This window comes from Achromobacter sp. UBA2119, assembly GCF_002331005.1.
GTDB lineage: Bacteria > Pseudomonadota > Gammaproteobacteria > Burkholderiales > Burkholderiaceae_B > Achromobacter > Achromobacter animicus.
Genome location: NZ_DCYD01000023.1, coordinates 25858 through 41205 on the forward strand (window position 1 = coordinate 25858; position 15348 = coordinate 41205).

The following is a 15348-nucleotide window of genomic DNA, read 5'->3' on the forward strand; positions in this document are numbered from 1 at the left end:
AACATGACTCCCGCTTATAGTCGACGAGTACCCACTCTCGCGCTCTGGAGAGCGTATGGAATCGGACTGCTGATGGTGGCGCTTGCCTGCCTGATGGCCATGAAGCCCGCCCACGCGCAATTGCGTGTCGATATCTCCGGCACCGGCGCCACGCAATACCCCGTGGCCATCGCCGACTTCGCCGTTGACGATACCCACGGCCGCGCGCTGGCCGAAGTCATCCGCGCCGACCTTACCCGCACCGGCCAGTTCCGCCTGATCAACGCGGCCGGCTCCGGCCTGAACGTCGATTCCCCAATTGCCCACGACGACTGGCGCGGCAAGGGCGCCGACTTCATCGCCTACGGCAGCATTACCCGCGGCGCCGATGGCCGCTACGACGTGCGCTATCGCCTGGCCGACACGGTCAAGAAGTCGCAGCTGGACGGCGTGGCGTTCTCGGGCACCGAGCAGGAACTGCGCCGTGTGGCCCACCAGATCGCCGACCGCATCTACGAAAAGATCACCGGCGTTCGCGGCGTGTTCTCGACCCGTATCGCTTACGTGCTGAAGAAGGGTTCCACGTACGAACTGCAGGTGGCTGACGCCGACGGCCAGAATCCGCAGGTTGCCCTGCGCTCGCGCGAGCCGATCATTTCGCCGTCCTGGTCGCCCGATGGCGCCAAGCTCGCCTACGTGAGCTTCGAGTCCGGAAAGCCCGTCGTCTACGTGCACACGCTGGCCACCAGCGCCCGCGCACCAGTCGCCAACTTCAAGGGCAACAACAGCGCCCCCGGTTGGTCGCCCGATGGCAGCAAGCTGGCTGTCGCCTTGACGCGTGACGGTTTGTCGCAAATTTACGTCGTTAATGCGGCCGATGGCTCGAATCCGAGCCGAGTTACGCGTTCTCCCGGGATTGACACCGAGCCGAGCTTTACGCCCGACGGCGCTTCCATTATCTTTACGAGTGACCGCAGCGGCGGGCCGCAAATCTATCAGACCGGCTCGACAGGCGGCGAAGCACGCCGTCTCACGTTTAATGGTGGTTACAACATCTCACCCCGAATTTCCCCCGATGGATCGACGCTGCTGTACGTTGCAAGACGAGACGGCGCGTTTCGAATCGCATCTCTGAACTTGTCCACTGGTGCAGAAGCCTTGCTGACTGATGGTCGTGACGATCAGTCGCCCAGCTTTGCGCCCAACGGAATGCAAGTGCTCTACGCCGCCATCCAGAATGGCCGTAGCGTGCTGGCAGGTGTGTCAAGCGATGGACGCGTGCGACAAACGCTTTCGGTACTGAACGGGGAAATACGTGAACCGACTTGGGGCCCATTCATTACCCGATAACACGTGTGACTCTCTTTGCAAAGGAACTATCATGAAGTCGCGCATTGCCAAAAGCCTAACCATCGCCGCTCTGGCTGCCGCCCTGGCAGCTTGCAGCTCCGTCCCTCTCGACGATAAAGCGGGTCAGGGTGGAGGCGCTGGCCAAGGATCTTCGGCCTCTGGCCAAATCCTTGATCCTTTCAACCCCCAAAGCATCCTGGCGCAACAGCGCTCGGTGTACTTTGATTTCGACAGCTACACCGTGTCGGACCAATACCGTGGCCTGGTCGAAACCCATGCCAAGTATCTGGCTTCGCACCAACAGCAAAAGATCAAGATCGAAGGCAACACCGACGAACGCGGCGGTGCTGAGTACAACCTGGCCCTCGGCCAGCGTCGTGCCGACGCCGTGCGTCGCATGATGACCCTGCTGGGCGTCAGCGACAACCAGATCGAAACCATCAGCTTCGGCAAAGAGAAGCCGCGCTCGACGGGTACGACTGAAGCCGACTTTGCTGAAAACCGCCGCGCCGATATCAACTATCTGCGCTAAGATTTTCGCTTAGTCTGGAGCCCTACCTCGCGTCGGGACGGCCAGCCGGCCGTCCCGACGTTTGTTTTTATACCCGGGAATATTCATGCGCGATTACGTTCTGTCCCTGCGTCCCCTGATTGTGGCCACTGGCCTGGCGCTTGCCGCCCTCACGGCCCCCGCTCACGCTTTTTCCGACGATGAAGCCCGCAAGGCCATCCTGGATTTGCGCCAGCAGGTGCAGCAGCAGAACGAGCAAAGCCAACGCGCCAAGCTGCAACTGGCCGACCAGATCCAGTCGTTGCAGCAGGAAATCGCCCAACTGCGCGACCAGCTTGAACTGGTGTCGCGCCAGCAACCGAGCGCCAAGCCGGGCACCGCGCCGGGCAGCGCCAATCCCCCGGGCGCCTCCGCCGGCGACCCCCAAGAACAGACCGCCTATGACGGCGCGATGGACCTGTTCCGAAAGGGCCAATACAAGGAAGCGGCCGAATCGCTGGCCGCCTTCACCGCGCTTTATCCCAACAGCCAGCTCGCGCCCAGCGCCCAGTTCTACCAGGGCAGCAGCCGCTATGCGCTGAAGGACTTCAAGGGCACCATCGAGCAACTGAACGCCATGGTCCAGAAGTCGCCGGATAACGCTCGCGCGCCCGACGCGCTGCTGATCATCGCCGGCAGCCAGATCGAACTGAACAACCGCGCCGGCGCCAAGACCACCTTGCAGCGCATCGTTCGCGACTACCCGACCACGCCGGCCGCCACCACGGCCAAGAGCCGGCTGCAACTGCTGCAGTAATGCGGCACGCCGCAAGCGCGGCAGGCGCTTACCGCCACATTCTTCGCCGCCGGGCGGGGCTCATCGCCCTGCTGCTGGCGGCGATTCTGTTTGCGCTGCTGATCGACTTCACCGTGGGCCCGTCCGGCCTGCCCTGGCGCGCGCTCTGGCAGACGCTGGCCGCGCCCGGCGACGCCGACCCGACCTATCGCGTGATCGTCTGGGACATCCGCCTGCCGTCCGCGCTGATGGCCGCGCTGGTGGGCATGGCGCTCGGCTTGGCCGGCGCCGAGATGCAGACCATTCTGAACAACCCGCTCGCCAGCCCGTTCACCCTGGGCGTGTCGTCGGCGGCCGCCTTTGGGGCGTCGCTGGCGATCGTGCTTCAGTTCGGATTGCCCGGCATTCCGGCCGGCTGTCTGATTGCCGCCAACGCCTTTCTGTTTGCCCTGCTGGCCGCGCTGCTGCTCGATGCCGTGGCCCGTTGGGGCGGCATGAACACCTCTGGCGTCGTGCTGTTCGGCATCGCCATGGTGTTCACCTTCAATGCGCTGGTGTCGCTGGTGCAGTTCACGGCCAGCGCCGAGGCCTTGCAGAATCTGGTGTTCTGGACAATGGGCAGCCTCGCGCGTTCAAGCTGGACGACCGTGGGCGTGCTGGCGCTGGCGTTTGCGGTGGCGCTGCCGCTGGCCATGCGGCAATCGTGGAAGCTGACCGCGTTGCGGCTGGGCGAGGATCGCGCCGCGAGCTTTGGTGTGGACGTGCGCCGCGTGCGCGTGTCGGCGTTGGCGCGCGTGAGCCTGCTGTCCGCGCTGGCCGTGGCATTCGTGGGAACCATCGGTTTCATCGGGCTGGTCGCGCCGCACATTGCGCGGCGGCTGTTCGGCGAAGACCACCGCTTTTATCTGCCGGGCAGCGCGCTGGTGGGCGCCGTGATCCTGTCGCTGGCGTCCATTGCCTCCAAGAATCTGATGCCCGGCGTCGTGGTGCCCGTGGGGATCGTGACCGCGTTGGTCGGCATCCCCTTCTTCGTGTCCGTCGTGCTGCGCCGCCAATTGCCATGACAACACCGGCACACACGACCCAATCTTCCGGACTGACGGTGCAAGCGCTGACGGTGGGCTACGGGCGCGAAGACGTCCTGCACGACCTGTCGATCCCCCCGCTGGCGCCGGGCAAGGTGACGGCCCTGCTGGGCCCCAACGGCAGCGGCAAGTCGACGTTGCTCAAGGCTCTGGCGGGTCTGGTGCGGCCCCGGACGGGCAACGCGGCGCTGGACGGGCTGGACCTGACCCGGCTGGACCACGGCGAGCGCGCGCGCCACGTGGTGTATCTGCCGCAGAGCCTGCCCGCGGCGGTTCACCTGCGCGTGTTCGAATCGGTACTGGTCGCGGCGCGCGCCAGCGACGCCGCGGCGGGGCCCGTTGATCTGCAGGCCATCGACCAACTGCTGGCGCGGCTGGGCATTGCGCATCTGGCGCTGCACTATCTGGACGCCCTTTCCGGCGGACAAAAGCAACTGGTGGGCCTGGCGCAGGCGTTGATCCGCCATCCGCGCGTGCTGCTGCTGGACGAGCCGCTATCGGCCCTCGATTTGAACTATCAGTTCCACGTCATGCGGCTACTGCGGCAAGAGACGCGAGAGCATGGCCTGATCAGCCTGATCGTCCTGCACGACTTGAACGTGGCCCTGCAGCACGCGGATCAGGCAGTGATGATTCACGAGGGGCGTCTGCACGCCGCCGGAGCGCCGGCGGACGTCATCACGCCGGATTCGCTGGCCGCCGTTTATGGCGTGGAGGCGCGCGTGGAATCGTGCTCGCAGGGGCGGCGGCAGGTGCTGATCGACGGGCTTCAGGCGCACCCCGGCTGACCGGGCCGGGCCGCAGCGCAATGCCGCAGCGCAGGCCGGGGTCTCCGGCCCTGTGCTCGAATCCGAATCCCAGACCCAAAGATCAAACCGGGGCCTTCAGGCTCGCAGCGCCACGTCCGCAACCGGCGCGCCGGTCATGTCCGCCAGCTGGGCCGGCGTCAGGTTGAACACGGTGTGCGGGTGGCCGGCGGCGGCCCACAGGCTTTCGCAATTGAAGAGATCCGCATCCAGCAGCATCACGGGTTTGACCGCGTGGCCGATGGGGCAGACGCCGCCGATGGCGTAACCGGTCATGTCGCGCACAAAACGCGCATCGGCCTTGGCCAGCGGGCCGACCTGCGCCGCGACCTTGGCTTCGTCCACGCGATTGGCGCCGCTGGCGATGACGAGCACCGGTGCGTCGTCGGTGGCGCGGCGAAAGATGATGGACTTGGCGATCTGGGCGACTTCGCACCCCAGGCCCGCAGCCGCTTCCGCCGAGGTCTTGCCCGACTGGGGCAGCACCACCACGGGTTTGTCGTGCCCCATGTCCACCAGCAGGCGCGCAACGCGCTGGGCGGATTCCGGCAAGGCGGCGATGGATTCTGGCGACATCGTTGAAAACTCCGTTCAAGAAAACAGGCGCGCGGGCGGACTCCCGCCGGCGCGCCGCAGACGAGTGTATCAGCGTCCGGCACGCCCGCTGCGACGCGATGCCGGGCTAGAATGCGTGCCTGGCTTCACCTCCCGATCCACATGCGTTCCGAACCCGTTCTGCCCCTGCAAACCGCATCCATCGGCGGTTACGCCATGTCCTACACCGAGTACGGCAGCGGCACGCCGCTGGTGTTGGTGCATGGCTCGCTGTCCGACGCCCGCTACTGGAAGTCGCAAATGGCGCCGCTCGGGCGTTCTTTCCGGGTGCTGGCCGTGTGCCTGCGCCGGTATTGGCCGGAGACCTGGGACGGCGAAGGCGGTGGCTTTTCGGTCGAGCAGCATGCCAGCGACGTGCTGGAATTCATCGACACGGTGGCCGGCGGCCCGGCCCATCTGGTAGGCCATTCGCGTGGCGGGCGCGTCGCGCTGGAAGCCGCCCTGCGCCAGCCCGACTCGCTACGCAGTCTTACTCTTGCGGACCCCGGCCTGTCGCTGCCGGGCTGCAAGGATGAACGCGGCGGTTTCCGCCAGCGCGCCCTGACGCTCATCCGGCAAGGCGACGTCGAAGAAGGGCTGGCCCTGTTCGTGGACACCGTGACCGGACCCGACACGTGGCAGCGCATGGTGCCGTGGTTCAAGGAGATGGTGCGCGACAACGTGGGCACGCTTTTCGCGCAAGTGGACGAGCAGCCCGACGCCTTGACGCCCGCGCAGATCGGCAGCCTGACCATGCCGGTGCTGCTGATCGGCGGCGCGCTCAGTCCGGCGCCCTATCCGGCCGTGCTTGATGCGCTGGCGCAGTGGCTGCCGCAAGCCCAGCGCCTGGATATCGTGGGCTCATCGCACGGCATGAACCTGGGCAATCCGCGCGCCTTCAATGGCGCCATTCAGGAATTCCTCGGCGGATAACGGACGCACCCTTCAGGGTTCGACCGATGGCGTGTGCTTCAGGCGGCGCAGCACAAAGGTGGAGCGGCTGTGCCGCACACCGCGCACCTTGTACAGACGCTTGCGCAGGAATTCCTCGTAGCCCTCCGTGCCCGCCACGGCGACCTTGATGAGGTAGTCGTATTCGCCCGTCACCAGGAACGCCTCGACCACTTCGGGCAGGCGGCTGATCTCTTCGCCAAAGCGCGCCAGCGTGTCGTCGTCGTGGTGCTCCAGCGTGACTTCGATCATTACCGTGTCCGGCAGCCCGAGCGCCTTCTGGTTCAGCAAGGCCGCATAGCCTTCGATCACGCCCGCCTCTTCCAGCGCCTTGACGCGGTTCCAGCACGGCGTGGGTGACAGGCCGACCGTTTCGGCCAGCTTCAGATTGGTCAGCCTACCGTCCGCGCGCAGCGCGCGGAGGATCTTGCGGTCGGTTTCATCGAGTTTGGGCAATGTGGGCATCGTGGGCGATATGTGAAGACAGAATCCCTGCAAGAGCGGATTCTACAGAAAGAAGATTCTTCAAATTGCCGCAAACAGGCGGGAATCAGGAAACCTATTTTGCGCGTGGGCACGTAGACTTTCCCCAAGGCGCGCACCTATCCAGCACGCCCCGATTCGGCGCTTTCGCTGCGGCACAACCCGGCGGGTGCGCCGGCAGTTCCCACGCAGCAAGCCCGCGCGCCGATCCGCGCGGCCGGAAATCATGCCCCACACAGCAGCACCCGCAAAACCCGGTCTCGGCCTGTCCGGCGCCGTCATGCTCTTCAGCGCTCCGGCGCTATTCGCTTCAAACATGGTCGCAGCCCGCTGGGCCCACGACGCCAACCTTCCCCCCGTTTTCCTCGCGTTCGGCCGCTGGCTGATTGCCCTTCTGATCCTCTTGCCGTTCGCCCTCCCCGCGCTGCGCACGCATCGCCGGGCGCTGTGGCGCGGCTTGCCGGCGCTGTTGCCCTTGGCCGTGCTGGGCATGGGCGTGGCGGTGGCGCCGCAGTACATCGGCGCGCAGACCACCAGCGCCACCAATATCGCGCTGATCTTTTCGTGCAGCCCGCTGCTGGTGACGCTGCTGGAGGCCGTGATCTGGCGCAAGCCGCTGTCCGCGCCGCGCGCGGCCGGCCTTGCGCTGGCGCTGGGCGGTGTGCTGGTGGTGCTGACACGCGGTGACGCCAATGTGCTGGCCCGGTTGGCGTTCGGACAAGGCGACTTGTGGGTGCTGCTGGCGGCCACCGGGTGGGCGTTCTACACGGTGCTGCAAAAGCGTCTGACCCTGCCGTTGGTGCCCGACAGCGCGCGGCTGGCGACCATGATGCTGGGCGGCGCGCTGGCGCTGGCGCCGTTCGCGGGCATTGAAGCGGCCGCCGGCATGGCGCCTGCCTGGACGGACCCGCGCCTGGCGGCGGTGCTGCTGTTTCTGGCGGTGGTGCCTAGCCTGGGCGCCTATTACGTGTACGGCCGGCTAATCAGCGTGGCCGGCCCCGCGACCGCGGGCCTGTCGATGTTTCTGGTGCCGGTCTACGCCGCGCTGCTTGCCTGGCCGCTGCTGGGCGAGGCGCCGCAGCTCTTTCATGCATACGGCTTTGCGATGATCCTGCTGGGCGTGAAGCTGGCCGCGTCGCGGCTGCGCCCGGCGACGGCCGCAGCCGCCGCCTGAAACGCTGTTGCCTGAAACGCTGCGGCCGGAAAACCAGCCGCAGGGAAATCAGCGGCCCGCGCCCTGCGCCGCCATGATTTCCTGCGCCACCTGGCGCGGCGCTTCGGCGTAGTGCTTGAACTCCATCGTGTACGTGGCGCGGCCCTGCGTCAGTGACCGCAGCGACGTCGAATAGCCGAACATCTCGGCCAGCGGCACTTCGGCGCGCACGACCTTGCCGCCGCCGCCCGCGATGTCTTCCATGCCCTGCACCATGCCCCGGCGCGACGACAGGTCACCCATGACGTTGCCGGTGAAGTCCTCGGGCGTCTCGACCTCGACCTGCATCATGGGTTCCAGCAGCACCGGATCGGCGCGCCGCATGCCTTCCTTGAATGCCATCGAACCGGCCATCTTGAAGGCGTTTTCGTTCGAGTCGACGTCGTGGTACGAGCCGAAGAACAGCGTCGCCTTCACGTCCACAACCGGGTACCCCGCCAGCACGCCGGCGTTGAGCGCTTCGCGGATGCCCTTGTCCACCGCCGGAATGAACTCGCGCGGCACGACGCCGCCCTTGATGGCGTCGACGAACTCGTAGCCCTTGCCCGCTTCCTGCGGTTCAAGCTTGAGCACCACGTGGCCATATTGCCCGCGGCCGCCCGATTGCTTGACGAATTTGCCCTCGACCTCGTTGCAGGTCTTGCGGATGGTCTCGCGGTACGCCACCTGCGGCTTGCCCACCGTGGCCTCCACGTTGAATTCACGCTTCATGCGGTCGACCAGGATCTCCAGGTGCAGCTCGCCCATGCCGGAGATGATGGTCTGCCCGGACTCTTCGTCGGTGCGCACGCGGAACGACGGGTCTTCCTGCGCCAGGCGGCCCAGCGCGATCCCCATCTTTTCCTGGTCGGCCTTGGTCTTGGGTTCCACGGCCTGCGAGATGACGGGCTCGGGAAAGACCATGCGCTCAAGGATGATGATGTGCGACGGATCGGTCAGCGTGTCGCCGGTGGTGACGTCCTTGATGCCCACGGCCGCGGCGATGTCGCCCGCGTAGACCTCGGTGATCTCGCGGCGCTCGTTGGCATGCATCTGCAGGATGCGGCCCAGGCGTTCCTTCTTTTCCTTGATCGGGTTGTAGACCGAGTCGCCGGATTTGACCACGCCGGAATACACGCGGAAGAACACGAGCTGCCCCACGAACGGATCGGTCATGATCTTGAAGGCGAGTGCAGAGAACGGCTCGTTGTCGGTCGGGTGGCGCTCGATTTCGTTGTCGCGCTGGTCGTGGCCCTTGATGGCGGGCACGTCCACCGGCGACGGCATGTAGTCGATGACTGCATCCAGCATCGCCTGCACGCCCTTGTTCTTGAACGCGCTGCCGCACAGCATCGGCACGATCTCGTTGGCGATCGTGCGGGCGCGCAGGCCTTCCTTGATTTCCGCTTCGGTCAGGGCTTCGCCGGACAGGTATTTTTCGAGCAGGGTTTCATTGGCCTCGGCGGCCTTTTCCACCATCTTGTCGTGCCACTTCTGCGCCTCGTCCTGCATGGCTGCGGGAATGTCCACGTACTGAAATTTCACGCCCTGGCTGGCGTCGTCCCAGATGATGCCTTTCATCTTGACGAGGTCGATCACGCCTTCGAAGTGGTCCTCGGCGCCGATCGGCAACTGGATGGGCACGGCGTCGCCCTTCAGGCGCTCGGCGATCTGGCGCTGCACGCGCAGGAAGTCCGCGCCCACGCGGTCCATCTTGTTGACGAAGGCCAGGCGCGGCACCCGGTACTTGTTGGCCTGGCGCCAGACGGTCTCCGACTGGGGCTGCACGCCGCCCACGGCGTCATAGACCATGACGGCGCCGTCGAGCACGCGCATGGAACGTTCGACTTCGATGGTGAAGTCGACGTGGCCCGGCGTGTCGATGATGTTGATGCGGTGTTCGGGGTAGTTGCCCGCCATGCCTTTCCAGAAGGCGGTGGTGGCGGCCGACGTGATGGTGATGCCGCGTTCCTGCTCTTGTTCCATCCAGTCCATCACCGCGGCGCCGTCATGGACTTCGCCGATCTTGTGGGTGATGCCGGTGTAGAAGAGGATGCGCTCGGTGGTCGTCGTTTTGCCTGCATCAATATGGGCGCTGATGCCGATATTGCGATAAAGCTCGATGCGCGTCTTGCGGGTCATGGCCTCTTCCTACGGTTGGATGAAGATGCGTAAATATTACGCGCCATGCGACAAGATACAAGCCAAAAACGGGCCGCTGAGGGGTCTTTGCGAGGGCAATGAGTTTGGCCCCGCCATACCAACGTATAAGTGAATGCGCGGCGCATAAAAAAGCCCCTCCGGGGAGGGGCTGTGGCGCATGCGGCGGCGCGCGGTGCGCACCACTTTGGCGCGCAATTACTTCTTGTCTTCCTTGACGCGATACACCAGCACGGCGGTGGTGGCCAGCGACAGCACCTTGGCGGTGACGCTGCCCAGCAGCAGGCGCGACAGGCCGCTGCGGCCGTGGCTGCCGATGAAGATCAGGTCGCAGCCGGCGTCGGTGGCGGCCTGGACGATGCCGTCGGCGACGTTGAAGTTGGACACCGCGCGCGCATCGGCTTTGACGCCGGCGGTGTCGGCGCGGTCGATGATCTGCTTGAGGTACTTGTCGGCTTGCTCGGCGGAGGCCTTTTCGTAGTCTTCGTCGGTGATGGCATAGGCCGCGGCCATGCCGTCAAAACCGATGGTGGCCGCGAACGGCTGCGTCACGTAGAGGGCGACGACTTCGGCGCCAACCGAGCGCGCGAAGCAGATACCTGCGTTGGCGGCTTGCGCCGAGAGCGGAGAACCGTCGGTGGGAATCAGGATCTTCTTGAACATCTTGCCTGCTCCTGTTTTAAAGGAATCTTTATGCTACCGGAAAGCCGCCGGGTCCACATCCGTCGAACCGGCGGCCTTGACGAGGGTCAAGGCCGGGTTTATCCCAACTGCTGGGCAGCCGCGAACAGGTTCGTGCAGCGGGTGCCGGTGCGGCAGTATGCCAGGACCGGACCCGGCAGGGTGCGCAGCAGTTCCGCAAAGCGCGCGACGTCGGCGGCCGTCATGGCGCTGCCCACGACGGGCTGGTATTCGATCTGCAGGCCGGCTTCCTGCGCGGCGCGCGACACGTCGGCGGCGGTGGGCTGGTCAGGACCGCCCTCGAAATCGGGGCGGTTGATGATGACGCTCTTGTAGCCGGCGGCGGCCACGTCGGCCATGTCGTCGGGCCCCAGTTGCGGGGCGACGGCAAAGTTCTGGGTGAGAGGCTTGATGGGTGCGGACATGACGGTTCCTTCGGTGACTGGCGATGTGGCTCGGAATTATTGATTGTAGGACCCGTTCTGCGCGAAAAGTTTTTCCAGTTCGGCCCAGATTCCCCGGTGGTCGGCAACGGATACCGAAAAGCGCAGCATGGTGGACGGCGCCTGCGTCGGCGAAAACAACGTGCCGGGCGCCAGCAGCAGGCCGCGGTCAGCGGCTTCGCGCGCCAGCACCTCGGAATCGCGCCCGCAATCGGCCCAGACGAACATGCCCCCGTGCGGCTCGTGCGGGATGGTCAGGCCCAGTTTCAGCAGCCCTTTCATGCACCGCTGGCGCGCGTCATCGACCCGGTGCCGCACGCGCTCGATATGCCGCCGGTACTGCCCTTCCATGAGGACGCGGTGCACGACGCGCTCGCCGAGTTCGGGCGAGGTCAGCCCCGCCAGCATTTTCAGGTCGGCCAGCTTCTGCAGCAGTTCGGAATTGGCGGCCAAATAGCCGACACGCAGGCTGGCCGCCAGCATCTTGGAATAGCCGCCCACGTAGATGACGCGGTTAAGCCGGTCCAGCGCGGCGAGCTTGATGGCGCCCCCCGGATGCAGCTCGCCGTAGGTGTCGTCTTCGACCACCATGAAATCGTGGCGCTCGGCGATGCGCAGAATGCCGTAGGCCGCTCCCGCGGACAGGGTGTGGCCGGTGGGATTGTGGACCGAGCCATTGATGATGAAGAGCTTGGGCTTGTGCTGCGCGGCCAGTTGCTCGAGCAGGTCGAGATCGGGGCCGTCCGGGCCGCGCGGCACGCCGATCAGGCGGGCGCCAAAGGCCGCCAGCCGGCCGAAGATCACGAACCAGGCCGGGTCCTCGACCAGGACGGTATCGCCCGGCTTGACCAGATGGCGCGCGATGAGGTCCAGCCCGTGGGTGACGCCGTTGGTCGTGAGCAGGTTGAGTTCGGGATGGGCGGGCACGCCTTCGTTCTGCAGGACCGCCGCAATCTGCTGGCGCAGCGGCGCGAAGCCCTGGGGGCTGCCGTAGCTGACGAGGTTGGCGCGCACCGAGCGGCCCACGGCGCGCACGGCCCCCGCCACCATGTCGGGATCCAGCCAGTCTGCGGGCAGCAGGCCCGCGCCGCCCGGCATGCCCGGCGCGGTCGATTCCCGGAACATGCTGCGCAGCAGCCACGCGATGTCGACCCGCGCGGGCGGCGCAAGCGTGCTCGGCGCGGCCGCGGCCACCGCCGTCAACGGGCCGCTGCGCGCCTTGACGAAAAACCCCGCGCCCCGGCGCGACTGCACCAGTCCGCGCGCCACGAGGCGGTCGTAGGCTTCGACCACGGTAAAACGGCTGACGCCCGACTGTTCGGCCATTTTGCGGATGGACGGCAGGCGCGTGCCGGGCCGCAGGCCTTGCTCGTCAATGCGGCGGGCCAGGCCATCGGCCAGTTGCGCCACCAGCGTGGCATCGGCCTGGCGCACGGGCTGCCAAGGCAGGGAAGATGGGGGGGAGTGAGCAACTGTCATGGAGATTTGACCAGGCCAGTGATTAAAGTGACTGCGAAGGTGTACCGGTACTGTACTGACGGCTGTGCGTAGAGTGACAGCAATGCCGCAAACCTGCAACCGCAGGCGCTGCGGCCATGTCACTTTTTACGGTGCCGTCATGTCCCGTCCCGCGCTTTATCCCACGCCTTCGGCCGCCTCCGCCGCCTCGACTTCCCTCTGGGAGGGATACGGCTATGGTTTCCTGGGCGTGCTGGTGTTTTCGCTGACCCTGCCAATGACCCGCGTCGCGGTGGCCGAGTTGTCGCCCTTGCTGGTCGGATTGGGTCGTGCGCTGATCGCTGCCCTGCCCGCCATCGCCCTGTTGTGGCTCACGCGAAGCCGCCGGCCCAACCGGCAGGAATGGCCAGGCGTGATTCTGGCGGCGCTGGGCATCGTCGTGGGTTGGCCGCTGGCCTCGTCGATGGCGATGCAGACGGTGCCTTCGTCGCAGGGCGCTGTCTTCAACGGCCTGCTGCCGCTATCCACCGCCGCCTTTGCCGCCCTGCGCAGCGGCGAGCGTCCGTCCGCCGCCTTCTGGGGCTGGGCCGTCGCCGGCGCCGCGCTGGTCACCGCCTATGCGCTGCGCCAGGGCGAAGGCACGCTGACGGCCGGCTACCTGTGGCTGCTAGTGGCGGTGGTGCTGGGCGGAATGGGGTACGCGGAGGGTGCGCGGGCCTCGCGCACGCTGGGCGGTTGGCGCACAATATGTTGGGCGCTGACCATCAGCGCACCGGTGGTTGCCCTGCCCGTCGGCTGGATGGCGGCGCAGCAGCCCCACTGGCCCAGTTCCGATGTGGTTGCCGCCTTCGCCTACTTGGCTTTCGGCTCAATGTTCCTGGGATTTTTCGCCTGGTATCGCGGCTTGGCCGCCGGCGGAATTGCCCGGGTCGGACAAGTGCAATTGCTGCAACCCTTCCTTACCGTCGTGGCCGCTGCTTTGCTGTTTGGCGAAACCGTGGAGGCGACGACGTTCGTGTTTGCCGCCGCCGTGATCGCCGTTATTGCCGGCGGACGCCGCGCCATCGTAAGGACCCCGACATGAACCTGTTTCCCGCCAATTGGGCCGACGTCCCACTGGCCTCGCTTTCCCTCCTGGGTCCGCTGGCGCTGTTTGCACTGGTCAGCTCGATCACGCCCGGCCCCAACAACGTGATGCTGGCGTCGTCGGGCCTGAACTTCGGATTCCGGCGCAGCGTTCCGCACCTGCTGGGCGTGAACCTGGGCTTCACGCTGATGATTTTTCTGGTCGGTGTGGGCCTGGGCTCGGTGTTTCAGCAGACCCCTGTCCTCTACACCATCCTGAAGTATGCCGGCGCGGCCTATCTGCTTTACCTCGCCTGGAAGATCGCCACCTCGGGTCCGCTGGACGAGGGCGAGGCGCGCGGCAAACCGTTCACGTTCCTGCAGGCCGCCGCCTTCCAGTGGGTCAATCCCAAGGCCTGGGTGATGGCGGTGGGCGTGGTGGCCACCTACACGCCGCAAAACGGGTTCTTTGCCAACCTGGTGATCGCGACGCTGGTCTGCGGCATCGTCAACCTGCCCAGCATCGGCATCTGGGTGACGTTCGGTACAGCCCTGCGCCGCGTCCTGCACCGGCCTGCCGCGATCCGCGCCTTCAATGTGGGCATGGCCCTGCTGCTCGTCGCCTCGCTGTATCCGGTCGCGCTGGAACTGCTGCACTGAAAAGCGGCTCAGGCCAGCAATCCCACCACGACGGCCGGCGTGACCAGCACGTTGAACAGGCCCGCCATCACCATCACCAGGCCCGCGACCGCACCCTCTTCCGCGGCAAGCTCGCGGGCCTTGGCCGTGCCGGCGCCATGTGCGCCCATGCCGAACAGCGCGCCGCGCGCCAGCGCCGAGCGCAGCGGCAGCCAGCGGCACATGAGCTGGCCGATGGCCGCGCCGAAAACGCCCGTGACGATGACGAAAACCGCCGTCAGGTCGGGCACCCCGCCCACGTGGGAAGACACCGCGATGGCGAACGGCGTGGCGACCGATCGCGGCAGCAGGCTGAGCCGCAGGTCGGGCGGTAAATCCAGCAGGCTGCCCAGCAGCCACGCGCTGACGCCCGCGATGCCGCTGCCCACGGCCACACCCGCGGCCAATACCGGCCAGTACCGCCGGATCAGCGCCCGCTGCTCGTAAAGCGGCAGCGCGAACGCCACGATGACCGGTCCCAGCATGGCCATCAGCCAGTGCGAGCCGGACATGTAGTCGCGATAGCCGGTATGCAGCAGAATGGCCAGCGTCAGCAGAAGCGCGGGCGCGACGACCAGGGTGGATGTCCACCAATAGGCAAAGCGGCGGTAGAACAGGCGCGCGCAGACATACGCGGCGACGGTGGCCGCCGGCCAGAACAGCAGGTTGAATTCAGGCTGCATGGCGGTTCATCCAGCGATAGCAAAGATCGATCGTCAGCGCCGTGCCGGCCATGACAAGCGCCGTGCCCAGCAGGATCACGGCCAGCAGCTTCACGCCGAGCAGACTAAGAAATTCGCGGTGGTCCAGCAATGACATCACCGCCGGCACAAAGAACAGCAGCATTTCCCCCAGCAGCCAGCTCGCCCCGCGCTGCACGTTGCGCACGCGCAAGCGCCGCGTCGCCAGCAGGATGAGCACCAGCGCCATCCCGATGACGCCGCCCGGCACCGGCAGCCCTGAGGCCTGCGCCATCGCCTGGCCCAGCACGGAAAAAAGGACGATCAATGCAATCTGCAGCAGACGGCTGCGGCGCAGCGCGCTGCGGATAAGGACGGAATGACGAAAGCGAGGCATGAGACGAAGATCCAGCGGCAAGCCCTTGTTTTACGCTTCGTAGGCGCATAGATAAAATGA

17 protein-coding genes are annotated in these 15348 nt (G+C 66.1%); 9 read left to right on the forward strand and 8 right to left on the reverse strand.

Annotated features, from left to right (window positions below; all coding sequences use genetic code 11):
- Nucleotides 1-3 precede the first annotated feature (3 nt).
- The 5 genes from tolB (at nucleotide 4) to B3098_RS27835 (ending at nucleotide 4488) form a co-directional block, all read left to right on the forward strand.
- Nucleotides 4-1329: a Tol-Pal system beta propeller repeat protein TolB gene (gene tolB, locus B3098_RS27815; protein WP_175186389.1), complete on the forward strand. Its 1326-nt coding sequence runs from the start codon at nucleotides 4-6 to the stop codon at nucleotides 1327-1329.
- A 31-nt stretch (nucleotides 1330-1360) separates the two neighbouring features.
- Nucleotides 1361-1861, forward strand: coding sequence for a peptidoglycan-associated lipoprotein Pal (gene pal / locus B3098_RS27820; protein WP_056564223.1), 501 nt, complete (start codon nucleotides 1361-1363; stop codon nucleotides 1859-1861).
- A gap of 85 nt (nucleotides 1862-1946) precedes the next feature.
- Nucleotides 1947-2636 carry a tol-pal system protein YbgF gene (gene ybgF, locus B3098_RS27825; protein WP_056564227.1) on the forward strand — a complete coding sequence of 230 codons (690 nt, stop codon included), beginning with the start codon at nucleotides 1947-1949 and terminating at the stop codon, nucleotides 2634-2636.
- Nucleotides 2636-3679 (forward strand): FecCD family ABC transporter permease, encoded by a 1044-nt coding sequence (locus B3098_RS27830; protein WP_286900418.1) that lies wholly within the window; start codon nucleotides 2636-2638, stop codon nucleotides 3677-3679. Before ybgF ends, B3098_RS27830 begins: the two co-directional genes overlap by 1 nt.
- Nucleotides 3676-4488, forward strand: a complete 813-nt coding sequence (locus tag B3098_RS27835) for an ABC transporter ATP-binding protein (protein WP_286900420.1) — start codon at nucleotides 3676-3678, stop codon at nucleotides 4486-4488. Before B3098_RS27830 ends, B3098_RS27835 begins: the two co-directional genes overlap by 4 nt.
- A gap of 96 nt (nucleotides 4489-4584) precedes the next feature.
- On the opposite strand, the gene B3098_RS27840 is transcribed toward B3098_RS27835, so the two are convergent.
- Nucleotides 4585-5082, reverse strand: coding sequence for a YbaK/EbsC family protein (locus B3098_RS27840; protein WP_286900421.1), 498 nt, complete (start codon nucleotides 5080-5082; stop codon nucleotides 4585-4587).
- Nucleotides 5083-5223: 141 nt separating this feature from the next.
- On the opposite strand from B3098_RS27840, the gene B3098_RS27845 reads away from it, so the two are divergent.
- Nucleotides 5224-6033 carry an alpha/beta fold hydrolase gene (locus tag B3098_RS27845; protein ID WP_175125363.1) on the forward strand — a complete coding sequence of 270 codons (810 nt, stop codon included), beginning with the start codon at nucleotides 5224-5226 and terminating at the stop codon, nucleotides 6031-6033.
- 12 nt (nucleotides 6034-6045) lie between these two features.
- On the opposite strand, the gene B3098_RS27850 is transcribed toward B3098_RS27845, so the two are convergent.
- A complete protein-coding gene (locus B3098_RS27850) occupies nucleotides 6046-6516 on the reverse strand; it encodes an Lrp/AsnC family transcriptional regulator (protein WP_286900423.1) in 471 nt (156 codons plus the stop codon).
- A gap of 244 nt (nucleotides 6517-6760) precedes the next feature.
- Here B3098_RS27850 and B3098_RS27855 point away from each other — a divergent pair, with 244 nt between their 5' ends.
- On the forward strand, nucleotides 6761-7708 hold the full coding sequence (locus B3098_RS27855; protein ID WP_286900424.1) for a DMT family transporter: 948 nt from the start codon (nucleotides 6761-6763) through the stop codon (nucleotides 7706-7708).
- Nucleotides 7709-7756: 48 nt separating this feature from the next.
- Here the strand turns inward: B3098_RS27855 and fusA are convergent, their stop codons facing one another.
- From fusA to B3098_RS27875, 4 genes are all read right to left on the reverse strand, one after another.
- Nucleotides 7757-9868, reverse strand: coding sequence for an elongation factor G (gene fusA / locus B3098_RS27860; RefSeq protein WP_175125367.1), 2112 nt, complete (start codon nucleotides 9866-9868; stop codon nucleotides 7757-7759).
- Between the two features lie 216 nt (nucleotides 9869-10084).
- The gene (locus B3098_RS27865) at nucleotides 10085-10549 is read right to left on the reverse strand and encodes a universal stress protein (protein ID WP_175125369.1); all 465 of its coding nucleotides are present in this window, start codon (nucleotides 10547-10549) and stop codon (nucleotides 10085-10087) included.
- A gap of 98 nt (nucleotides 10550-10647) precedes the next feature.
- Nucleotides 10648-10992 (reverse strand): TIGR01244 family sulfur transferase, encoded by a 345-nt coding sequence (locus B3098_RS27870; protein ID WP_062838528.1) that lies wholly within the window; start codon nucleotides 10990-10992, stop codon nucleotides 10648-10650.
- Between the two features lie 36 nt (nucleotides 10993-11028).
- Nucleotides 11029-12489, reverse strand: a complete 1461-nt coding sequence (locus B3098_RS27875; protein WP_414631319.1) for a PLP-dependent aminotransferase family protein — start codon at nucleotides 12487-12489, stop codon at nucleotides 11029-11031.
- Between the two features lie 139 nt (nucleotides 12490-12628).
- Here B3098_RS27875 and B3098_RS27880 point away from each other — a divergent pair, with 139 nt between their 5' ends.
- Nucleotides 12629-13552 (forward strand): DMT family transporter, encoded by a 924-nt coding sequence (locus tag B3098_RS27880; RefSeq protein WP_218342132.1) that lies wholly within the window; start codon nucleotides 12629-12631, stop codon nucleotides 13550-13552.
- Nucleotides 13549-14193 (forward strand): LysE family translocator, encoded by a 645-nt coding sequence (locus B3098_RS27885; RefSeq protein WP_175139069.1) that lies wholly within the window; start codon nucleotides 13549-13551, stop codon nucleotides 14191-14193. Before B3098_RS27880 ends, B3098_RS27885 begins: the two co-directional genes overlap by 4 nt.
- A gap of 8 nt (nucleotides 14194-14201) precedes the next feature.
- Here B3098_RS27885 and B3098_RS27890 read toward each other — a convergent pair whose 3' ends face one another.
- Both B3098_RS27890 and B3098_RS27895 read right to left on the reverse strand, forming a co-directional pair.
- Nucleotides 14202-14894, reverse strand: coding sequence for an LrgB family protein (locus tag B3098_RS27890; protein ID WP_105237325.1), 693 nt, complete (start codon nucleotides 14892-14894; stop codon nucleotides 14202-14204).
- The gene (locus B3098_RS27895; RefSeq protein ID WP_286900429.1) at nucleotides 14884-15288 is read right to left on the reverse strand and encodes a CidA/LrgA family protein; all 405 of its coding nucleotides are present in this window, start codon (nucleotides 15286-15288) and stop codon (nucleotides 14884-14886) included. The genes B3098_RS27890 and B3098_RS27895 overlap by 11 nt, the downstream gene beginning before the upstream one ends.
- Between the last annotated feature and the right edge of the window lie 60 nt (nucleotides 15289-15348).